Origin of the sequence: Alteromonas sp. S015 (assembly GCF_036864485.1) — a bacterium.
Taxonomy (GTDB): domain Bacteria; phylum Pseudomonadota; class Gammaproteobacteria; order Enterobacterales; family Alteromonadaceae; genus Alteromonas.
Genome location: NZ_JAZETO010000004.1, coordinates 325,918 through 346,042, shown reverse-complemented (window position 1 = coordinate 346,042; position 20,125 = coordinate 325,918). Strand labels below are relative to the sequence as shown.

General features: G+C 45.6%; 18 protein-coding genes and 1 tRNA gene. 7 read left to right on the top strand and 12 right to left on the bottom strand.

Translation table 11 applies throughout. The annotated features are described in order from the left end of the window. Positions 1-2 precede the first annotated feature (2 nt). Complete coding sequence (locus tag V7R42_RS10200) at positions 3-1,019, top strand: Gfo/Idh/MocA family protein (RefSeq protein ID WP_334020071.1); 1,017 nt, start codon at positions 3-5, stop codon at positions 1,017-1,019. A gap of 300 nt (positions 1,020-1,319) precedes the next feature. On the opposite strand, the gene V7R42_RS10195 is transcribed toward V7R42_RS10200, so the two are convergent. Further along, entirely contained in the window at positions 1,320-1,682 is a 363-nt protein-coding gene (locus V7R42_RS10195) for a cupin domain-containing protein (protein WP_438823648.1), read from the bottom strand. 62 nt (positions 1,683-1,744) lie between these two features. Then, complete coding sequence (locus tag V7R42_RS10190; RefSeq protein ID WP_334020070.1) at positions 1,745-2,359, bottom strand: LysE family translocator; 615 nt, start codon at positions 2,357-2,359, stop codon at positions 1,745-1,747. Between the two features lie 99 nt (positions 2,360-2,458). Between V7R42_RS10190 and V7R42_RS10185 the strand changes: the two genes are divergently transcribed. Beyond that, positions 2,459-3,340, top strand: coding sequence for a LysR family transcriptional regulator (locus tag V7R42_RS10185; RefSeq protein WP_334020069.1), 882 nt, complete (start codon positions 2,459-2,461; stop codon positions 3,338-3,340). 123 nt (positions 3,341-3,463) lie between these two features. After that, positions 3,464-3,613, top strand: coding sequence for a hypothetical protein (locus V7R42_RS10180; protein WP_334020068.1), 150 nt, complete (start codon positions 3,464-3,466; stop codon positions 3,611-3,613). A gap of 36 nt (positions 3,614-3,649) precedes the next feature. Here the strand turns inward: V7R42_RS10180 and V7R42_RS10175 are convergent. The 8 genes from V7R42_RS10175 to V7R42_RS10140 form a co-directional block, all read right to left on the bottom strand. Beyond that, a tRNA-Leu gene (locus tag V7R42_RS10175) sits at positions 3,650-3,736 on the bottom strand. 199 nt (positions 3,737-3,935) lie between these two features. Next, a complete protein-coding gene (locus tag V7R42_RS10170) occupies positions 3,936-5,033 on the bottom strand; it encodes a HupE/UreJ family protein (RefSeq protein ID WP_334020067.1) in 1,098 nt (365 codons plus the stop codon). 28 nt (positions 5,034-5,061) lie between these two features. Beyond that, on the bottom strand, positions 5,062-6,132 hold the full coding sequence (locus V7R42_RS10165; protein WP_334020066.1) for a tetratricopeptide repeat protein: 1,071 nt from the start codon (positions 6,130-6,132) through the stop codon (positions 5,062-5,064). Positions 6,133-6,194: 62 nt separating this feature from the next. Then, positions 6,195-6,773, bottom strand: coding sequence for an Ig-like domain-containing protein (locus V7R42_RS10160; protein WP_334020065.1), 579 nt, complete (start codon positions 6,771-6,773; stop codon positions 6,195-6,197). A gap of 11 nt (positions 6,774-6,784) precedes the next feature. Next, a complete protein-coding gene (locus tag V7R42_RS10155) occupies positions 6,785-8,377 on the bottom strand; it encodes a DUF4331 domain-containing protein (protein ID WP_334020064.1) in 1,593 nt (530 codons plus the stop codon). A gap of 206 nt (positions 8,378-8,583) precedes the next feature. Further along, positions 8,584-9,321: an anti-sigma factor gene (locus V7R42_RS10150; protein ID WP_334020063.1), complete on the bottom strand. Its 738-nt coding sequence runs from the start codon at positions 9,319-9,321 to the stop codon at positions 8,584-8,586. Beyond that, positions 9,318-9,851 (bottom strand): RNA polymerase sigma factor, encoded by a 534-nt coding sequence (locus V7R42_RS10145; RefSeq protein ID WP_334020062.1) that lies wholly within the window; start codon positions 9,849-9,851, stop codon positions 9,318-9,320. The genes V7R42_RS10150 and V7R42_RS10145 overlap by 4 nt, the downstream gene beginning before the upstream one ends. A gap of 152 nt (positions 9,852-10,003) precedes the next feature. Further along, positions 10,004-12,064, bottom strand: coding sequence for a TonB-dependent receptor (locus tag V7R42_RS10140; protein ID WP_334020061.1), 2,061 nt, complete (start codon positions 12,062-12,064; stop codon positions 10,004-10,006). 201 nt (positions 12,065-12,265) lie between these two features. Between V7R42_RS10140 and V7R42_RS10135 the strand changes: the two genes are divergently transcribed. Next, entirely contained in the window at positions 12,266-12,850 is a 585-nt protein-coding gene (locus V7R42_RS10135) for an RDD family protein (protein WP_334020060.1), read from the top strand. Positions 12,851-12,953: 103 nt separating this feature from the next. Here the strand turns inward: V7R42_RS10135 and lptG are convergent, their stop codons facing one another. Both lptG and lptF read right to left on the bottom strand, forming a co-directional pair. Next, positions 12,954-14,015 (bottom strand): LPS export ABC transporter permease LptG, encoded by a 1,062-nt coding sequence (gene lptG, locus V7R42_RS10130; protein WP_334020059.1) that lies wholly within the window; start codon positions 14,013-14,015, stop codon positions 12,954-12,956. Beyond that, positions 14,016-15,116 carry an LPS export ABC transporter permease LptF gene (lptF, locus tag V7R42_RS10125; protein WP_334020058.1) on the bottom strand — a complete coding sequence of 367 codons (1,101 nt, stop codon included), beginning with the start codon at positions 15,114-15,116 and terminating at the stop codon, positions 14,016-14,018. Positions 15,117-15,379: 263 nt separating this feature from the next. Here lptF and pepA point away from each other — a divergent pair, with 263 nt between their 5' ends. Genes pepA through V7R42_RS10110 form a run of 3 tightly spaced genes read left to right on the top strand, consistent with a single transcriptional unit; the run spans position 15,380 to position 20,124 of the window. Continuing rightward, complete coding sequence (gene pepA, locus V7R42_RS10120) at positions 15,380-16,885, top strand: leucyl aminopeptidase (protein WP_334020142.1); 1,506 nt, start codon at positions 15,380-15,382, stop codon at positions 16,883-16,885. A 6-nt stretch (positions 16,886-16,891) separates the two neighbouring features. Further along, a complete protein-coding gene (locus tag V7R42_RS10115; protein ID WP_334020057.1) occupies positions 16,892-17,314 on the top strand; it encodes a DNA polymerase III subunit chi in 423 nt (140 codons plus the stop codon). Positions 17,315-17,349: 35 nt separating this feature from the next. Further along, positions 17,350-20,124, top strand: coding sequence for a valine--tRNA ligase (locus V7R42_RS10110; RefSeq protein WP_334020056.1), 2,775 nt, complete (start codon positions 17,350-17,352; stop codon positions 20,122-20,124). The last annotated feature ends 1 nt before the right edge of the window (position 20,125 follow it).

Here is a 20,125-nt window from a genome sequence, read left to right as displayed (position 1 = left end):
GTATGAATAAGTTACGTTTAGGTATTGTTGGTTCAGGCATGATTGCGGGTATTATTGCAAATGCGGTAAAGCAGGTAGAAAATATTGAGTTAGCAGCCGTGGCAAGCCGCCGCCCGGTTTCAGCTAAGGCATTTGCCGATGAGCATGGCATTAACCTTGTGTTTGATACATGGCAAGAGATGTTAGCGTCAGACTCGATTGATGCAATTTATGTAGCAACACCAACGGCAAGCAAAGAAAAAATTGCGATTTACGGCGCACAAAACAAAAAACATTTGCTGGTGGAAAAGCCTTACTCAAGCGCAAAGTCACTAGAAAACATGATAAATGCTGCAAATGTGAACGGTGTTAGCTTTATGGACGCCACGCATTTCACCCATAATCCGCGCACTAAAGTCGTTAATGACATTATGGAAAAGGAAATAGGCGCACCGCAAGCGGTTAGAACGTCTTTTTTCTTTCCCTTCATGGATAAAACTAACATCCGTTTCGATACCTCAAAAGAGCCGACAGGTGCAGTAGGAGACATGACGTGGTATTCAATGCGGGCCATTGCCGAATATTTGAAGCCAACGTCACCGCTAAAACTTATTTCTGGCGCAATTGTTAGAGACGAGGAAACCAATGCTGTTATCCGAGGTTCGGGCGTTGCAGTGTTTGAAGATGGTAAATCGTCTACCTTTGACTTTGGCTACAACGTTGGAACGTGCCTGATGGATTTAGATATTCTGGGTCATGAGGGGGTATTTAGCATGTCTGACTATGTACTTGATTGGAAGAATGGCTTTGCATTTGATAATCAAGACCATGTTATCGGTTTTACTAAGCGCAAAGAAATGCAGCAACCCAGCGAACATCAGTATATTGAAGCAGATTCCTCAGAGGCGCAGTCAGTCTTTATGATGAGAAATTTTGCCACGCTAACATCAGATGTGGAATCGACCGAAAATGCAAAAGCGCAACACTTGGCCTTGTTAACCCAGAGGTTGCTAGACGCATATTGGGATGCAGTGTCATAGAAGAGCAGACACCTGAATCCGGGCTTTATTGGTCCAAATGCAGTGAAGCGAAGCTCGGCCGCCACGCTTGCGTGGCGATTTGCTGAACTTCAGACACAAAAAGCCAACTGAAAAGTTGGTTTAATGTTTGGTAGCAGTGGGCGGACTTGAACCGCCACGCTATCGCTAGCAACGGATTTTGAAAGGTTAGCGTGTACTTTGTTCTTATAAATCAGTGCCTTAATTCTCTTATAAATAGCTTTGCAAAGCTATTGAGAATAAGTCTCGCTTATCCCCAAAATATACAAGTGGTAGTGGCCGTCAAATCCAAACGTCGTTTTCAGCTCTAAGACCACTATCTGTATCACCAGTATTAACCACGCCTTTGGGCTCAATGAGCATTACGTGACACTCTTTTTCTGCTACAGGCTTATGCTCGACTCCTTTAGAAACTATGTACATTTCCCCTTCATTTAATTCGACACAGCTTCCTCGAAGCTCAATGCGCATAGAGCCGGAGATAACAAAAAATAGCTCATCGGTATCTTTGTGGTCATGCCAAGTAAACTCTCCCTCAAATTTTGCTAGTTTTATTTGATAGTCGTTCAACTCCGAAATAACCCGAGGAGACCAAAAATCATTAAATTTTCCAAATTTATCTTTTAAATTTATTGCGTTAGCCATTATTTTTCCGATATTTACGTTGATTGTTTCTATTAAATAAAAAAGTTACGTTCGATGTCCAATTAATTGCTGGTAAATAACATCACACCAAAGATCACAAGTCCCATTCCGCAAGCTTGATTTATAATGTGACTAAATTGCTGAAAGGTACCGAAAGCCTTGATGGATGTAACAAGAAACGCCAAAAAGCAAAACCAAATAATGTGCAGTGACGTGATGTACAGACCACACATCAACACAAACATTAAGTTGTTCTCACTTTCCGGTGATACCAGTTGACTAAACACACTGAGAAAAAACAACATTGTTTTAGGGTTTAATGCGTTACACAGAAAGCCTTGTGCAAAACATTTCTTAGTACTACTGTTAACCGGCTTTTCATTCTTAATGTCAATGGTAAGTTTAGAGTTAAGCAATCCTGAGAGACCAAGGTAAAACAGATACGCTGAGCCTGCGTATTTAACTAAACTAAAAATAGCCTCGTTATGTGATAAAATGTGACTAATTCCGAGTATTGAGTAGCTAACGTGAATACAAATGCCAAGGCCAATGCCTATTCCAGTCATCAATCCTGCCTTCCTTCCACTACATAGACTATTCTTGAGCACTAATATGAAGTCTGGTCCTGGGCTTACAACGATTAATAGGCCTAAAACTGCATAGCTAACTATTTCCATTTCTACACTCTTTACTCCTCTAACTTACCGTCATTGTAATGACTAAAGAGCGAGTTATAATCGAAATAAACGCTTAGTTAGTGTGAGAAAAAATCACAGATGAGACACCTTAAAGCCTTTCATGTTTTTCATATTGCAGCAGAATCTACCAGTTATAGTGAAGCGGCAGATAAGCTGTATATAACTCACGGAGCAGTAAGTAAACAGATAAAACTGTTAGAAATGTATCTTTCTAAGACATTGTTTTATAAAAATGGTCGGGGAATGAATCTTACTCAGGACGGGGAGTTGCTTAAGCGATACACCAATGTAGCTTTTGATGCGTTAAATACTGGTATCAGTAAGCTAAAAGAAACAACAAGTGATTATCTTGAGGTTTCCTGTGAACCAACATTAACTATGCGTTGGCTTATGCCAAGGCTTTCAAATTTCTATCAAAGCTCTGAGATTGATATCCGGCTGTCTACAGCGGGCGGCCCCGTTGTTTTAAGTGAGGCGGGGTTGGCAATGGCAATCCGCCGAGATGACTTTGATATACCTTCTGACTACGCGAAACACAACTTGGTTGAAGAATGGGTTGGCCCGGTAATGTCTCCTCAGTATTGGAACATGATCCAGAGCAATCATGCGAGTATTACTTTGCTTCATAGTAAAACGCGTCCAGATGCTTGGGATGATTGGATCGCGGTATCACATCATGATCTTCACCTGAATAAGTCTAACCAATCGTTTGATCACTTTTACTTTTGTATACAGGCTGCGGTTGATGGTCTGGGAGCTGCAATCGGCTCATTTCCGTTAGTTGCCGACGACCTTAAAGCTGGGAGGCTTATTGCTCCATTTGGTTTGTGCCCGTCAGGGCATAATTACTCACTAATACGACATTCACGAAACCTGAAAGCAAAAGAGGAACGGTTTCAGCAATGGTTGGGAGCTGAGCTATCAAATTGTACTCCTGATAAGTTCGAGTTATGCATTTAATCTAAATTACAGGTGCTTATAATGTATATTGCATATTTTCAACCTTGGGGATTACAGAATAAGAGTGATGACTCGTTGTGCCATGCCGGTTACTAGACGGGATAGTGTTATCAACAGAGTAAGATGAATGCTAATCCCTCTGTTTATGGGCGAGAGCCGACTCAAAGTGCGGTTTCAGTATCTGCTTGTAAAGAAGAGGATGGCATCGGTGAACGGGCTTGGATAGACCGACACTCGGCCGACACGCTTGCGTGGCGATTTGTTGAAATTTAAACACAAAAAAACCAACTGAAAAGTTGGTTTAATGTTTGGTACCAGTGGGCGGACTTGAACCGCCACGCTATCGCTAGCAGCGGATTTTGAATCCGCCATGTCTACCAATTCCATCACACTGGCATAGTGTATAGACATCAACGTGGTGTTGATGCTTGGCATTATAGCGATGCGGCGCGCCTATACAACTACTTTTTGTGCTTTTTATGGCTAAGTGCCGAAAGATTGTCCAAAGGCGCGCGCCGTTTTAGTCATTTCTTATTTTTTGTCACTCAGTATAAGCTTACTCTTATCTCTCAATTAATAACTAGGTGTGCCGCTGCTACCATCTCTGCAACGTCCAATTAATCGCTACTACAGCAATTACTGACGACGCAATTGGCATAATAGTTTTTGAATATAACTTTACGTTTCTAAGTAGGATGAGTAAGGGCAATAGCAGCGCAACTATGACAAGTTGGCCTAGCTCAACGCCCATATTGAAAGCGAGTACGTTCATCACTAAGCTACCCGACTGGGCATTAAGGTCGCCAAACACGCTCGCAAACCCCATTCCATGAAGTAGGCCGAACCCAAAGGTAATAAACCTTAAACGCATGATGATAGGGTACACATTGTTAAGCGCAGTTATAGCCACTGATATAGCAATGCCTAGCTCAACAATACGGCTATCTAGCGTAATAAAATCCAGTGCTGTGGCAGTTAATGTAATCGAGTGCGCTAACGTAAACGTGCTTACTAATATCACCGTACTTTTTATAATGTGCCTTTTGCTTTGCTCTTTCACCCAGCTCTTATTTTCCCTGTAAAGATTAACGGTGAGCAACGTGGCAACCAAAAACAGTATATGGTCTAGTCCAATGAAAATGTGCCAAACTCCCTGATAAACCATCTCCCCAAACTGCGAAATCCAGCTGTTTCCTGTAGCAGAAGCAGTGATAAAAGAGCGTTCATCGCTTAGTACATAAACACTTGTGTGATAGTTTAACGTTACCGTTGTGAGTAGCTTGTGGGTGGGGAAGTCGCTAACTATGCCAGTGTATTGTATGGATACTTCGTTTACATATACGCAGTTTACCGACAGCGGGTATACCAGTAATGACTCTGCAGAAATATCTCGTATAGAAGGGGGAGCAATACTAACCGTACATCGCGTTTCGCTACCTCGAATCACTAGGTGGTTTTGGATATAGTCGTTCGCCATAGCGTGGTTTCTGTTGACTTCACCCCAGGTCAAATTACCGTCATTATTACTATCTAGCCCTGCTGCTTGCCCTATATCTTCAGGCTTTAGCAAAAGCTCGCCAGACAAAGTGTTATTTGAATCGTTTTTAAGCGTTAAGTAGCCGTTACTCAGTTCGTGTGAATGCGTGAAAACGCTGAAGGCGGCGAAGATGAAAAACGCGATAAATCTAATCATGGTTAATTCACTAAAGTAATTGAAAGCATTAAGCATTGGTCGATACATCATTCGCTCGGCGAGCGCGTTCTAAGAGGTTTTTGTCATCCAATGACTGTGCGTATTGCCAGTTGATTTCGGCAAATTTAAGCGCCAGTGGGTAATTGGGCTCTATCTCTAAAAAGTAAGTGGCGACCTGTGCGGCGTGGGAGCTGTCTTCTCGCCACACCCGAATTTCCATGTTCTTAGCAAGCTGAGTTTGCACTTCAGAGCGCATAATACCCTGTGCTCGTTCGGCAATGGCCCATTTCAGCAGTAGGCCATCGTCGGCTGTCGTTATTTCGGGTACGGAAGTGTTAAACCCAGAACTTACTGCCTTATAGTTATTCAATGCAAAATGAGCGTCTGCCCACACTAACATCGCGCTTATAGGTAGCTCTTCGAATTCTATTTGTGACAAATACTCAAGCGCGGCTGCAGCGTTACCAAGTTTAAGTGACATGTCTGCAAGCACTTCGTAAAACCACTGGCGTTCTGTGGGCCTCACTGCACTGGTGTAGGTCTCAAAAGCGCTAAGCTTTTTCAAAAATTTTACGTCTTTATTTTGTGAAAAATCAGCGTTTACCATACACGTGAAGGCGATTAAAAAACTTGTTTGCCCTACCAGCTTTTCGCAGTTTTCTTTCGCCTTTTTAGCGTTACCTTGCTGAATATTTATGTCTGCCAGCAATAAGTGTGCAGCGGGAGAGCGAAAGCGAGCTATTTGCTTCAGATGTTGCTTGGCTTGTTCGAACTTATGAATGCCTTGTAGTAGCCGAGCCTCTAAAACAACTAAACGCTCTTTTTGACCCGAATTCAACGAATCGAGTCTTTGTCGCATTATGTTAGTGAACCTAACAATGCGCTCTCGTTCATCGCCTTTTGCTTGAAGGTATCTACTTAAAGTTAAAATTTGCTCCGCTTCGTCGATACTTGCTATGGATAGCTGTTTAGGCTGCCACGTTGCGATAACGGTATCATAATTAGGTTTTTCAGGCTGAGCAGATACCGAACAGACTGTTAGGGCTGATAATACGCTCATTACAGGGAGTATAAGAGTACTGCTTCTCATCAACTTCATCAGAACTTCCTTTATAAAAGCCTTCCTTGGCTTTACGGTTGACACTGTGTACTGACCGTTCGTTATTGACCAATCAATAAATCATCGAACGTGGTGTCGTCAGCATCTTGGGTGAACTCGCGGCCGTTAATTGGCAGAGGTTCATCGCTCGGGGCTTGATTAAAGGCATCACGGGTATAGCTAGAGAACGATACCTGCTGAGCCTCAATCGTAACGCTTACGGTGGCCGTAACCGCTGGATTTACGCCGTCAGATACGGTGAATGTGAAGCTATCGCTACCCGTTACCTGAGCGTTAGGTGTGTAGGTAAAGCTGCCATCAGCATTAACTTCTGCATTACCTAACGTACCGTTTTCACCTAGCCCGAAGGTAAGCGCATCACCATCGGCATCGGTTGCTGTCAACGTGCCATCAAACGCAATATCTGCTTGCGTCGTTAGCATTTCATCAACGGCTACGGGCGCTGCATTTTCTTCTGGCGCTTGATAATCGTTATCGTCATCACTATCGAAACAACCAGTTAGCGCTAGCACCAATCCAGAAATGACCCATAACTTATGTTTCTGCAAAGGGGCTTGAGCCGACTTCACAAACGCGGGTGCATTTGGATTCTTGTTAAATAACCTAATCTTCATAGACATGATGGGTCTCCTTATTCAGAGCCAGCAAGTGGTGTTTTTAGGTAAGGAAACGATGAATCAATCATGCTTGCATCTACAGGTGCACCATCAGTGAAAGGTACATTACCTACGCTGGCGTCTTCTGGTGTACAAAGGCCAAGATCTGTATCTTCACCTGCTACCGGGATGGGGTAGCACAAGCGGCCCATAACTACGCGAAGGGCAATATCAACCACGTCATCACCTGGGCGGCGACCGTTCGGAAATCCTGCTAAGTCATCGCCTGCCACACCAAATGCTGACTGCGATTCTGCTGGCGTTGCTGAAATCGCTGTGTTTAGGCGCAGCATTTCTGATGCTGTTACCGTTGCTTGTTGGTTTACGCCTGGGAAACCTGTAAGGAACGCTGTCACTAAGTCCATACGCGGGAAATTCGTCGGCGCAAGGGTCTCAATATCCGTACCCAGCGTAGTATTCACTGCATCTTTAAACAGGATGTTCAGTAGTTCTGGCAAAGAAGGGTGGGTTACATAATCAGCGAATTGACCGTCTGCACTTGGGTGAGAAGTAGAGAATTTGTCTTTATCGCCAATACCGATAACAAGCTCATTTACTAGCGGGCTACCTAAACGAGACACTTGAGTCATCGCACCACCATTAGTCTCAGGTTTCGCAAAAGTAGCATCTGGGTTTAGGATACGCGCTTGCGGCAAGCTTGCCGTGGTCCAGCTACCAATTACGCCATTACCTTCACCTGTAACACACGCCTTGGGTACTTCAATAGATAACGCTGTCACGTTTTTATCGGCTAAGTCATCATTCATGGCACTTTGCGTTATACCGCCAGGAAAACCTTCACCATCGCCTGCGCCCGGTGCGCTGTCGCCCTCAACAGGCACGTAATTTACCAAGTCGAATGTTTTGCCCAAGTTAACAACGAAGGGGTCTTTACGCTGACCGACAAACACTTTGGCCATGTCATCGCACCCAGGGATACTGAACGAGTAAATGAAGCTTTCAGCATAGCGTGCGTACTCCGCTTCACTGGTAAAGGTTTTATTACCAATGTAATCAAGCGGCTTTTTAAACATATCGCCCATGGCGGGTGTAAGAGTAGTTCGAGTGCCCGTTTGCATGTCGCCATTCACCATAGTGAGGCTATACATCTCTGAGAAATTCGCTGCGCTTGAATCGTCTGCGCCGATACCGCCTACATTTTTAAGCGGTACTTTCACCATTTTCTGTTCGCCTTCAGGGCCTATTGGCAAGGCAATACCTTCGTTATCTGCAGCGAGCATATTGTTGAATTGAAAAACAAAGCTGATGTCTTCAACTGCATCACCGTCGCTGTCGATGTGAATGGCATAATGCGCGTTTGGATCCATTGCAAAGTAGTTAGGGCCACCGTACGCATCTTGAAGTGGGATATAGTTTGCGATAAACGTCACGTAGTCTTCACGCCCTTGCTCATAGCTGTTAAAAGCATAAAAGTCGGTGCTATCCAAAGCTGGGTGTCGAGTAATATTAGGTGCTTCACGGTGACTTGACGCTATTGCGCCCGCAGTTACGGCTGCGCATGTCACGGCAATAGCCAGTGTTAGAGTTTTGCGTTTGAATTGGATCATGTTGGGTCTCTCTATTTTTATGAGTTCAAAAGACCAAACGATTGAAGTTTCAACTTAGATGCAAAAATGTTTAAAAAATTAAAATAAAATTTTTATTAAAAGTAAAAGTGTACTGTTTGAAAGGATGTTTTTAAAAAAGCGATAAGTATAAATCGCAAAAAGGCCACGTAATGTGGCCTTTTGACTAAGTGTATAAGTGATTGAACTTAAACGGAAACAATCGGTGCTATATAAAGTACCTCCGTTGGCGCCCCTGTAACCGAGCCGCCTGGTGCTTCTAAGCTCACTGCTAACGCAGCGATGCTTTGGTCTAACAAAATATCTGGTGTTGCGCGCGTGTCGCCATTAACTTCAGGCATCAAGCCAAGGGAAATCGGCGCCTCACCATTTGCCGGCACCATCCAAAGCTCATAGTCTTTGTCTGCTAAAGCCACAAACGCATCGGTGACCTTAACATTCATGGTCGTGTCAGAAACTTCTATCACCCACAATGGCGTGTTATCAGCATTGTTGACGACGGCAATATGGGAAACCTCTGGGGCAGGTACAGGTTGCATGACGAAAAGCAATACGGCCAACACCATTGCAGCTGCGGTGGATATGAACGATAAGTTCTTCCAGCGCTTCTGTTTCTCTTTTTCAAGATCAATAACATTGTCGCTACTTGGCGCAGATTCGGCAATATCATTCGCAAATGCAGCGTCGTTGGCCGCCTTGTGCCCCAGTTTCACTTGAATATTTTCCCATACGCCTTCGGGCGGTGCGACTGGAGGCAAGGTTTCAGCAAACCCAGTAAGGTATTGCTCCCATTGGGCAGTTGCATCGCTAACAGCCTGATATTGCATCATTAGCTTTTGATAGCGGGTGCGCGCTTTACCGCGCAGCGTTCCAACTACATATTCAGCGGCGAGGGCGTTTAATCGCTCTTCTTTTAAATAATTCATAGTGATAGGCACCTCTGCAGACTTTGTAAACCCCGTCTTATCCAGCTTTTTATGGTTCCAAGTGGTGATGCCAAATGAGTCACAACTTCTTGATGTGACATACCGTTGATATAGGCTAAATGGATAGCCTGGCGCTGCGGTCCGTCCAATTCATCTAAACACGCGGCCAATTTTGCCTGCTCCGCCCCTAGTTTTATCGTTTGGGGGCTTTCTTCTCCTGTTGGTGCGTCATCGTTTAGTTCTACTTCATTTCGTACATTGTGGTAGCGAATTAAATCGAGTGCGCGATAGCGAGCTATGCTTACCATCCACGTGAGTACTGTACCTTTGCCCCGCTGATAGTTCCCCGCGTTATGCCAAATTTTGATGTAGGCGTCTTGGGTGGCTTCGTCAGCAAGTTCGGGACGTTTCAAAAGCCTTAAAGCAACAGCGTAGAGCTGTGGACTTGTTATCTTATAAAGCTCTGCGAACGCTTTTTTGTCGCCGTCTGCGGTTTTACACAGCAGAGGAAACAGAGTTTCGTGTTCCATTGTTGCTCCTATTTTTATCGTTGTGGTGCGGCCATCTGTTTTTTGCTTTAATTGTCTGGCAGCTACTTTTAAAAGTAGCATGCTATATTTACCACTGCCCGAATGTTTGCTTAATCACAAAAAGACCTCTAAGCATTGAAGCGTTTTATGTACTAGTACTTTATTGATAACGTAAGGCGAACATTTCTTGGCTCGACAGGGTGATAATGCAAATCCTCAATCCCTTCCTCTGGCTCACCGGGCAGCCTAGATGCGTAAAAATAATCAATATCGTGATCGTCGCTATCTAGGGCGTTCAGCACTTCTAATGTTACATCCCATGACGGCTGACGGTATGCAACCTGCGCATTCAATAAAAATGTTGAAGGTGGTGAAATTTCATCGAAGCTTTCAACGGTACGAGAGCTCAAATAGCGGCCACGTAAAGTATAGCTAAACCCTAATTGATTACTTTGTTGGTAATAGGTCAGACCTGCACTGACTACGCCCGGCACTGTTCCGTCTATGTGACGACCTTCTCCCTCCACACTGTCACTAAACCTTGCTTTTGTCCACGCTGCTTCAGTGTCAGCAGTAAGGTGATGGCTGATCCAATAGTAGGCACTTACTTCGATACCGTGCCTTTCAGAGGGTCGGCTGGCCTCGGTAAAACCGGCGTCGCCCACGTAAACCAGTTCGCTATCAAGCTCTAAGCGCCACAGGGCAGCAGATAGGTTATAGGTTTTATTATCAGTATAGTTAACACCCGCTTCATAGCCAAGGCTCTTTACTAACAATGGAGCAGCTTCGGTGGTGTCACCACTTACCGGGTCTATGCTAATTGTTGCTCCTCTTGCATCGTTGGAATGAAAGCCCTGCCCAATGTTGGTAAATGCGGTGAGTTGGTCTGAAACACTGTACTTCAAGCCAGCTTTAAGGGTAAATAAACCGTCACTTTCGCTTCCTGAATTAGCCCTAAGATTGCTGGTTACGTCCACATCTAAGTAATCGTATCGACCGCCTAATGACAGGCTAAGTGCGTCACTCAATATAATGTTTGACTGAGCAAAAAATGCATAGCTGTTGCTGTTTATCTCGTCTTCTCGGATAGTGCCAAAGCGGGTTAAGTTTTGGGTGCGATACAACCCCACGTTATCAATGTTGTCAAAACGCCACTGGCCGCCTAGGGTAATGCTGCTTCCATCCGTAAGTGCTAAGGGGAGGGTAGTGAATATTTCACCACCGTAAATTTGCCTGTCGTCGGCCTGTTCGAATTGATCGCCTGTCTCTGGGTTATCAAGGAAGTAAGTAAAATTAGAGAAAAGGCTTAGCGTTGTATCTATGGCATACAGTGAGGCATTCCATGTATCACTCGTATAGTTTGCGGAGAGACTATAGCGAGACGAATCGCCGCCAACTTGGGTGTCGATAGAACCAAGACGATCTATTAAGCCGCTTTCAATAGCGCGTTCAGGGATTTGGTCAGCCCCATTCCAGCTATTATCGTAGGCCATACCTGTGATAGTAAGTTGTCCGTCTAGCAAGGGCGTAATGTAACGAATGTGGGCGTTTTTCTTTTTTACATTTTCGTCAACGTCAGTCCACGGGCCGTCATAAGTTTGATATTCCAGCGCCGTAATAACGCGGCTTTCACCAGCTTCAAAGTGGTTTAATGCAACAGCCCGCTTAAACCCATATTCACCTAAGCCTAAGAACAATTGGTTTTGCTCAAGTGAATTTCTTAAATTGAAGAACGCCCCGCCAGCGCTGGAAAAATCGCCGATGTTGGCATAATAGGTGCCTTTGAAGTAGCTTAGGTTGTCGATAAATTCGGGGATTATAAAGTTAAGGTCACTGTAGCCTTGACCGTGTCCGTGGCTTCGCATGTTTACCGGCATGCCATCTACGCTGACAGTGAAATCGGTGCCATGGTCGAGGTTAAACCCGCGCAGAAAGTACTGGTTAGCTTTTCCCGAACCGCTGTGTTGAGTCACCATCATGCCTGGGATAAACTCCAGTATTTCGCCGGCGCGCAGCATTGGGCGCTCAATCAACGTGCTACCAGACACCCACCCCTGAGAAGCTGAGATAAACTCACCGTCTTTTACCGATAAATCACCATGCACTCGAATGTGCTCGATATCACCCTCTGGGTTATCTATTGCCAATGCAGGTGAAATACTAAATGCAAAGGAACTTGCTATAAGTGTTTTTACTAGAGTTATTTTTGTCACCGTTATTTACTTCCATCATCCGTTTGTAATTATAATAACGCTTAACTATGAGGGTTAGATGCAAAAGTCAGTAAATTTTCTCGAAGGCAAATTGGGTGGTTGCAACTTTATTAAAAGGCAGTAAGTGTCGTTTATATTGTTTAAGCTATCAGCAGCTTGTGTCAAAATAAACGCCGTTGTTAATGAAACAAAGAGAAGCCAGTGGCGAGACACAACAAAAAAGCCAAAAAGAACTCCACATCACCTAAACACCTTATGGCGAAGGATGATAAAAACACGCTCAACGCAGAGACTGCTAGTTCATCGTTTGAGCGAGCAGGGTTCGTGCGTCGGTTGTTGGCCATGATTTACGATACGCTAGTGGCCACTGCCGTAGGGATGTGTGCGGCCATGGTCATGATTGTAACGCTGGTGGTCATGCTGAAAAATGGTGCGCTTGATCTCCAAGGTTATGCTGAACCTGCCGATCTTATTCAAGCTTCTTTAGGCTATAAACTGCTTATTCAAACGTGGGTAGGCTTGTGGATAGCTGGTTTTTTCTTGTGGTTTTGGCGCAGAGGCGGGCAAACCCTAGGCATGCGTGCATGGCGTTTGCGAATTTATAGTACGGTTGAAGAACCAATGACATGGCCACGCTTGTTTATTCGCTTAATCGCATCGTTAGGTGGATTAGGCACGTTACTTGTTCTATTTGATTTTAAAAATAAACAGTCACTGCAAGACCGACTAGCAAAAACCGAAGTGTTGAAGCTGACCAAAGAAGCGAACGATCACAAGAGCTGGTAGAAACGTTCTGTAGGGCGCTAAAAAAAATATGAAAAAGAGGCTGAAAGAAGCCTCTTTTTTTATAGGCTTTAACCTTTAAATTGGTCGAATGCAGAGAGTTAGGTCAACGTCTCAGCATCACACCTGCGATAGCAGCAAACAGTAGACTTGGTAGTAAAGCGCCCAAGAACGGCGGCAGCTGATATACCAAACTCACTGGGCCAAATACTTCGTTAAGAATAAAGAAACCGAAGCCTGTCAGTACGCCCATAATAACGCGCGCACCCATGGTAACACTACGCAGCGGGCCAAAGATGAACGACAATGCCATTAACAGCATTACGCCTACTGAAATAGGCTGAAACACCTTGCGCCATAAAGCGAGTTGATACCTAGAGGGGTCTTGGTCGTTATTTTCCAGGTAGTTCACATAATCCAATAGCCCAGTAATAGATAAAGCCTCTGGCTTAACGGCTACAATGCCTAATTTATCTGGGGTCAGTGTTGAATTCCAACGCATGCGGTTGTTCTCATCTACCATAACTTTCGTGTCTGTAAACTTGGTCAATTCAACATCACTTAGCCACCAACCGTCACCGTCGAACGCTCCATTTTTAGCGTGAGTTATGCTCTCTAGCGACAAGTCAGGGTTAAAACTGAAAATACTCACATCTTTGAGTGAGTCTTGGGTGAGCACTTGGCCTATACTTACAAATCGGTCGCCATCTTTTGCCCACACAAGCTTATCGGAAGAAAATAAGCTACCGCCTGAAATGGCCTCTGTTCTTATTTGCTTTGCCTTGGTTTCGCTGTAAGGCGTTACCCATTCACCTACGGCCATCACTAATAAGATCATTACAAGCGTCGACTTCATTGCCGAGTTTATGATGTTCCAGCGGCTCATGCCTGCGGCTTGCATCACCACCAGCTCGCTGTTGCTAGCCAATACACCCATTCCGATAAGGCCGCCAAGTAGGGTTGCCATGGGGAAGAACTGCTCTAAATCACGGGGTAAGCTTAGTAATACGTAGATAAAAGCGACCAGCATGTCATAGTCGCCTTCGCCAATTTTACGCAGTTGTTCTACAAATTTTATTAGCGCGCTTAAGCCAATAAGCACACTTAACGTAACGGTTATAGTGCCTAACAGCGTTCGCGCTATGTATAAATCGAGGATCTTAAACATCTACTTTTTCCCCAATAGCCAAGCGCGAAGCTCTGTGCCAGTTTTTCTGTCTCGCACAATCAACATGACGCCAATGATCAGCATGATGGTGTGCACCCACCACAAGCCTAGCTGTGGGGGCATTTTGCCGTCTTCCAATACGCGCCTACTTGCAAGTAGCAGTAAAAAATAACCCAAGTAAAGCAGTATGGCGGGGAACATTTTGCCAAAACGTCCCTGACGCGGATCGACAGCGCTAAGCGGAACCGCAATTAACACCAAAAACGGAATTGAAAGCGGTATGGCAATGCGCCACTGAAGTTCGGCTCTGGCTTCAATACTGTCGTCTTCCCACAATTGGTCAGTTGGCAATACGCTTACCTTGCGTCGGGTTTCATCCGCCGGTTTATCGGCAATTTGAATTTGATACTCGTCGAACTCTACTTTGCGGAAAGCCCTGTCAGACTGCTTACCTTCGTACTGCATCCCTTCTTTTAACACTAGGTTTCGAGTACCGTCTGGGTTATTGGCGACTTCACCGGTTTGTGCATACACAACGCGCACGTCGCCTTCATTATCATCTGACTGATTTTGCGATAAAAACACACGTTGTAGTTTATCGTTACTGTCCACGTCATGCACAAAAATAACCGCTTTTTCGTTACCCGTTTGCTGGAATCTACCTGGCATTAGCGCCGATATTCCCGCTTCATTACGGGCTTTTTCTCGAAGTTGATACTCGTTTTCCGCGGCGAGAGGCGCGAAATAAAGTGTGATTGCGCCTGTGACTATCATAATGAGTACTGATAAAAACAGCATCACCCGTGTGACGTACCATTCACTGATACCACAGGCACGCATTACCGTCATTTCGCTGTCTACATACAGCCTGCCATGCGCCAGCATAATGCCCAAGTAGGCACTGATTGGCAGCACTAGTGAGGAGAGAATAGGGGCATATAAACCTAAAAAACCAAGCACTAGCCCAGCGGGAATATCACCATCGGATGCGTCGCCTAAAACACGCACAAATCTTAGGGTGACAAAAATTGCCATTAGGATAAAGAAAATCGCTAACTGAGATTTCAGCGTTTCCTTAAGTAAATAGCGGAATATCAGCATCTCAGCCCTTCCGGAAAATTAGGAATTTTAGTGAAAGAAAGCACAATTTTGTTTAAACTTACCGTTTTTACAAGTTTTGCCTGCAATCATAAACCGTTTGCATGGTGTTTTGACGCAAATTTAACCTATATTCAATAGGTCTGTAAGCGTGAATTGCAGCGAACTAAAAAGTTATGCTGCGTATTAAAACATAAAGCAGCGCGAAACGTTACGTGATTTTAGTCATCGTGCAAACCATAAACGACGAAAAGCGAGGTGATATCGTGGAGTTTAGTGTAAAAAGTGGCAGTCCTGAAAAACAACGCAGTGCATGTATTGTTGTGGGTGTCTTCGAGCCGCGCCGCCTAACGGCAGTGGCTGAACAACTAGACGAAATCAGTGAAGGTTATATCAGCAACTTGCTACGCCGTGGCGACCTTGAAGGTAAAGCGGGCCAAATGTTGTTGCTACACAACGTGCCAAATGTACTAAGTGAGCGCGTGCTTCTAGTCGGTTGTGGTAAAGAGCGCGAATTAGACGAGCGCCAGTACAAAAACATAATCGCCAAAACCATTCAAACATTGAATGAAACGGGCTCGATGGAAGCGGTGTGTTTCTTAACAGAGCTGCACGTTAAAGGCCGAGATACGTATTGGAAAGTACGCCAAGCCGTAGAAGCGACTGAAGATACGCTTTACACCTTCATGCAGCTTAAAACCAAAAAAGGCGAGCCTCGCCGTCCACTGCGTAAAATTGTATTTAATGTTCCTACACGTCGTGAACTTACTGTAGGCGAACGTGCAGTTGAGCATGGTTTAGCGGTAGCTCGTGGTTCGAAAGTAACCAAAGACGTGGCTAACATGCCGCCAAACATCTGTAACCCTGCGTATCTGTGGCAGCAAGCGCAAGAGCTTGCCAGCCAGTATGAGAGCGTAACCGCTGAAGTCGTAGATGAAACTCAAATGGCAGAGCTGGGCATGCAGTCTTACCTTGCCGTTGGTCGTGGCTCTGCAAATGAAAGCATGATGAGTATTATGCATCACCGCGGTGGCCCTACTGATCAAGCGCCAATTGTGCTTGTTGGAAAAGGTCTTACGTTCGATTCGGGCGGCATTTCAATTAAGCCAGGCGAAGCCATGGATGAAATGAAGTACGACATGGGTGGTGCTGCAGGCGTACTGGGTACCATGCATACTATCGCAGCGCTCAACCTGCCAATTAACGTTATCGGTGTATTGGCAGGCTGTGAAAACATGCCAGATGGAAAAGCGTACCGTCCAGGTGACATTTTAACGACCATGTCGGGTCAAACCGTTGAAGTACTAAATACTGATGCGGAAGGCCGTTTGGTATTGTGCGACGCGCTAACCTACGTAGAGCGCTTCGACCCAGAGCTAGTGATTGACGTAGCCACGCTAACTGGCGCAGCGATTATCGCACTTGGTCACCATGCAACAGCGGTGATGAGCACGCACAATCCGCTTGCTCACGAACTACTTAATGCGTCAGAGCAAAGCTCAGATCGCGCATGGCGCTTACCGCTATGGGACGATTACCAAGAGCAGCTTGAAAGTCCGTTTGCCGACATGACTAACCTTGGTGGCCGCCCAGCTGGGTCTATCACCGCAGGTTGTTTCTTGTCACGCTTCACTAAGAAATACAACTGGGCTCACCTTGATATTGCCGGTACGGCATGGCGCAGTGGTAAGAACAAAGGCGCAACAGGCCGTCCAGTGCCTATGCTGTCTCAGTTCTTAATGAACCGTGCTGATATCAAGTTAGAGGACTAATTATTCATGCCACAAGTGATATTTTATCAACTTACCAGTAATGACAATGGCGTGGCAGGCCGCGCCAGTGAAGTTATTGCCTCAGCGTTTGCCAATAAGCAAAAAATTAGCGTGCTGTGCGATACACAGGCGCAAGCTGAAGACGTTGATGAATTGTTGTGGCAGCTGCCAGCCGACCGCTTTGTGCCCCATAACCTTTATGGTGAAGGGCCCCAGTCGGGAACGCCGGTGGAAATTTGCTGGCGGCCAGAGCAGGTCGCCAGACGACAAATGGTGGTTAATGTGGGTTCCGGTATGGTGCCTTCACCCAACCAGCATCGTCAAATCATCGATTTTGTGCCCGTGGACGAGAACGCCAAACAGGCCGCGCGGGTAAGATACAAAAACTATCAGCAAGCTGGATGCAACATGCAGTTCAAATCTGCATAAGTCATTCGCGTTTAGCTTCAATTTGAGAGTGTGTAATGGATAAAACCTTCGAACCGCAGTCCATCGAGCAGCAATGCTACAAGTCATGGGAAGAGGCGGGTTTATTTAAAGCTTCAGGTAGCGGCGACCCTTATTGTATTTTGCTTCCGCCACCAAACGTTACCGGTAGCCTTCACATGGGCCATGGTTTCCAACAAACCATTATGGACGCCTTAACCCGTTATCATCGCATGAAGGGCGACAATACCCTTTGGCAAGTGGGCACTGACCACGCCGGTATTGCTACCCAAATGGTGGTAGAACGCCAACTTAATGCACAAGGCAAGACGCGCCACGATTTAGGTCGCGAAGACTTCATCAAAAAAGTGTGGGAATGGAAAGAGCACAGCGGCGGTACTATTACTGGCCAAATGCGCCGTTTAGGTACCTCACCTGATTGGTCTCGCGAAGTATTCACCATGGACGAAGACCTGTCTAAAGCCGTAACTGAAGTGTTCGTTAAACTACACGAAGAAGGCCTTATTTACCGTGGTAAGCGTTTGGTTAACTGGGATCCCGTGCTTCACACTGCAGTATCTGATCTTGAAGTACTGAACGAAGAAGAAGACGGCCACATGTGGCACATGCGCTACCCACTTGCAGATGGTAGCGGTGAGCTAGTGGTTGCAACAACGCGCCCTGAAACTATGCTAGGTGACACTGCGGTTGCAGTACATCCTGATGACGAGCGTTATCAAGACTTTATCGGCAAAGAAATTAAGCTACCAATTACTGGCCGTTTAATTCCGGTTATCGCCGATGACTATGTCGATCAAGAATTTGGTACAGGCTGCGTGAAAATTACGCCTGCTCACGATTTCAACGACTACGATATGGGTAAGCGTCATAACTTGCCTATGATCAACATTCTTACCGACGATGCGAAAATTAACGATGATGCGCCAGAAGCGTATCGCGGTTTAGATCGCTTCGACGCCCGTAAGCAAATTGTTGCTGATTTAGACGCACAAGGCGCATTGGTTAAGATTGAGCCGCACAAGCTTAAAGTGCCACGTGGCGACAGAACGGGGGCGGTAATTGAGCCATACCTAACTGACCAGTGGTATGTAGCCGTTGAATCTCTTGCTAAACCTGCGATTGAAGCGGTTGAAAGCGGCGAAATTCGTTTTGTGCCAGAGAACTGGAACAAAACCTACTACCAGTGGATGCACAACATTCAAGACTGGTGTATTTCACGTCAGCTGTGGTGGGGACACCGCATTCCGGCGTGGTACGACGAAAACGGCAACGTTTTTGTTGGCCGCACCGAAGAAGAAGTGCGCGAAAAACACGGCCTTGGCAGTGACGTAACCCTTTCACAAGACGACGATGTACTAGATACCTGGTTCTCAAGTGCACTATGGCCGTTCGCGACCATGGGCTGGCCTGAAGAAACGCCAGATCTAGAAACTTTTGTACCGTCTTCAGTGCTAGTAACCGGCTTTGACATCATCTTCTTCTGGGTTGCCAGAATGATCATGATGACCAAGAAGTTCACGGGCAAAATTCCGTTCAAAGACATCTACATTACTGGCCTTATCCGCGATGAGAACGGCGATAAAATGTCAAAGTCGAAGGGCAACGTGCTTGACCCAATCGACTTGATTGACGGTATTGATATTGAATCGCTAGTGACTAAACGCACCGCTGGCATGATGCAGCCTCAGCTTGCTGAGAAGATTGCTAAGCGTACCCGTAAACAGTTCCCTGAAGGCATTCAGGCCTACGGTACAGATGCATTGCGCTTTACTTTTGCAGCTATGGCGTCAACTAGCCGCGATATCAACTTTGATATGGCCCGTGTTGAAGGCTACCGCAACTTCTGTAACAAAATTTGGAACGCGTCGCGTTTCGTATTGATGAACACAGAAGAGCACGATACAGGCCGTGACGGTGGCGAAATGGTGCTTAGTATGGCTGACCGCTGGGTTTGGGCCAAGTTCCAACAGACGCTTGTTGAGTTTGAAAAAGCCCTTGAAGACTACCGTTTCGACATTGCTGCACAAACCGTTTACGAGTTTACCTGGAACCAGTTCTGCGATTGGTACCTAGAACTTACTAAGCCTGTGCTTAACAATGACGCCAGCACCGAGGCTGAAAAGCGCGGTACGCGTCATACGCTTATTAACGTACTTGAAAGCCTGCTTCGCTTATTGCACCCGCTTATGCCATTTATCACCGATACTATCTGGCAGCGCGTTGTGCCACTAAGTGCACTTAAGGTGGAAGAGGGCGCAAGCATTATGGTTCAGGCATTTCCTGAAGTTGATGCAGCGAAACAAGACGACAAGGTGCTTGCCGATATTGAGTGGGTGAAGAAGTTTATCGTGGGTATTCGTAACATCCGTGGTGAAATGGATATCTCGCCAAATAAACCGCTGAATGCGCTACTTAAAAATGTAAGCGACGAAGATGCGCGTCGTCTTGATGCGGCTAAGGCATTCCTCGATAAGCTTTCAAAGCTTGAAACCGTGACTATTTTAAAAGACGGTGAAGAAGCGCCAGCCAGCGCCACAGCGCTTGTGGGTGAGATGGAAATTCTTATCCCAATGGCAGGGCTTATCGACAAAGATGCAGAGCTTGCTCGTATTACTAAAGCCATGGAGAAAATCGAGAAAGATGTATCTCGTACTCGTGGCAAGTTGGGTAACGAGAAGTTCGTAAGCAATGCGCCAGACGCGGTAATTGAAAAAGAACGCGCTAAGCTGGAAGAGGGTGAAAAAGCCCTAGCCAAACTTAACGAGCAGTTTGAAACCATAAAAGTGCTTTAGG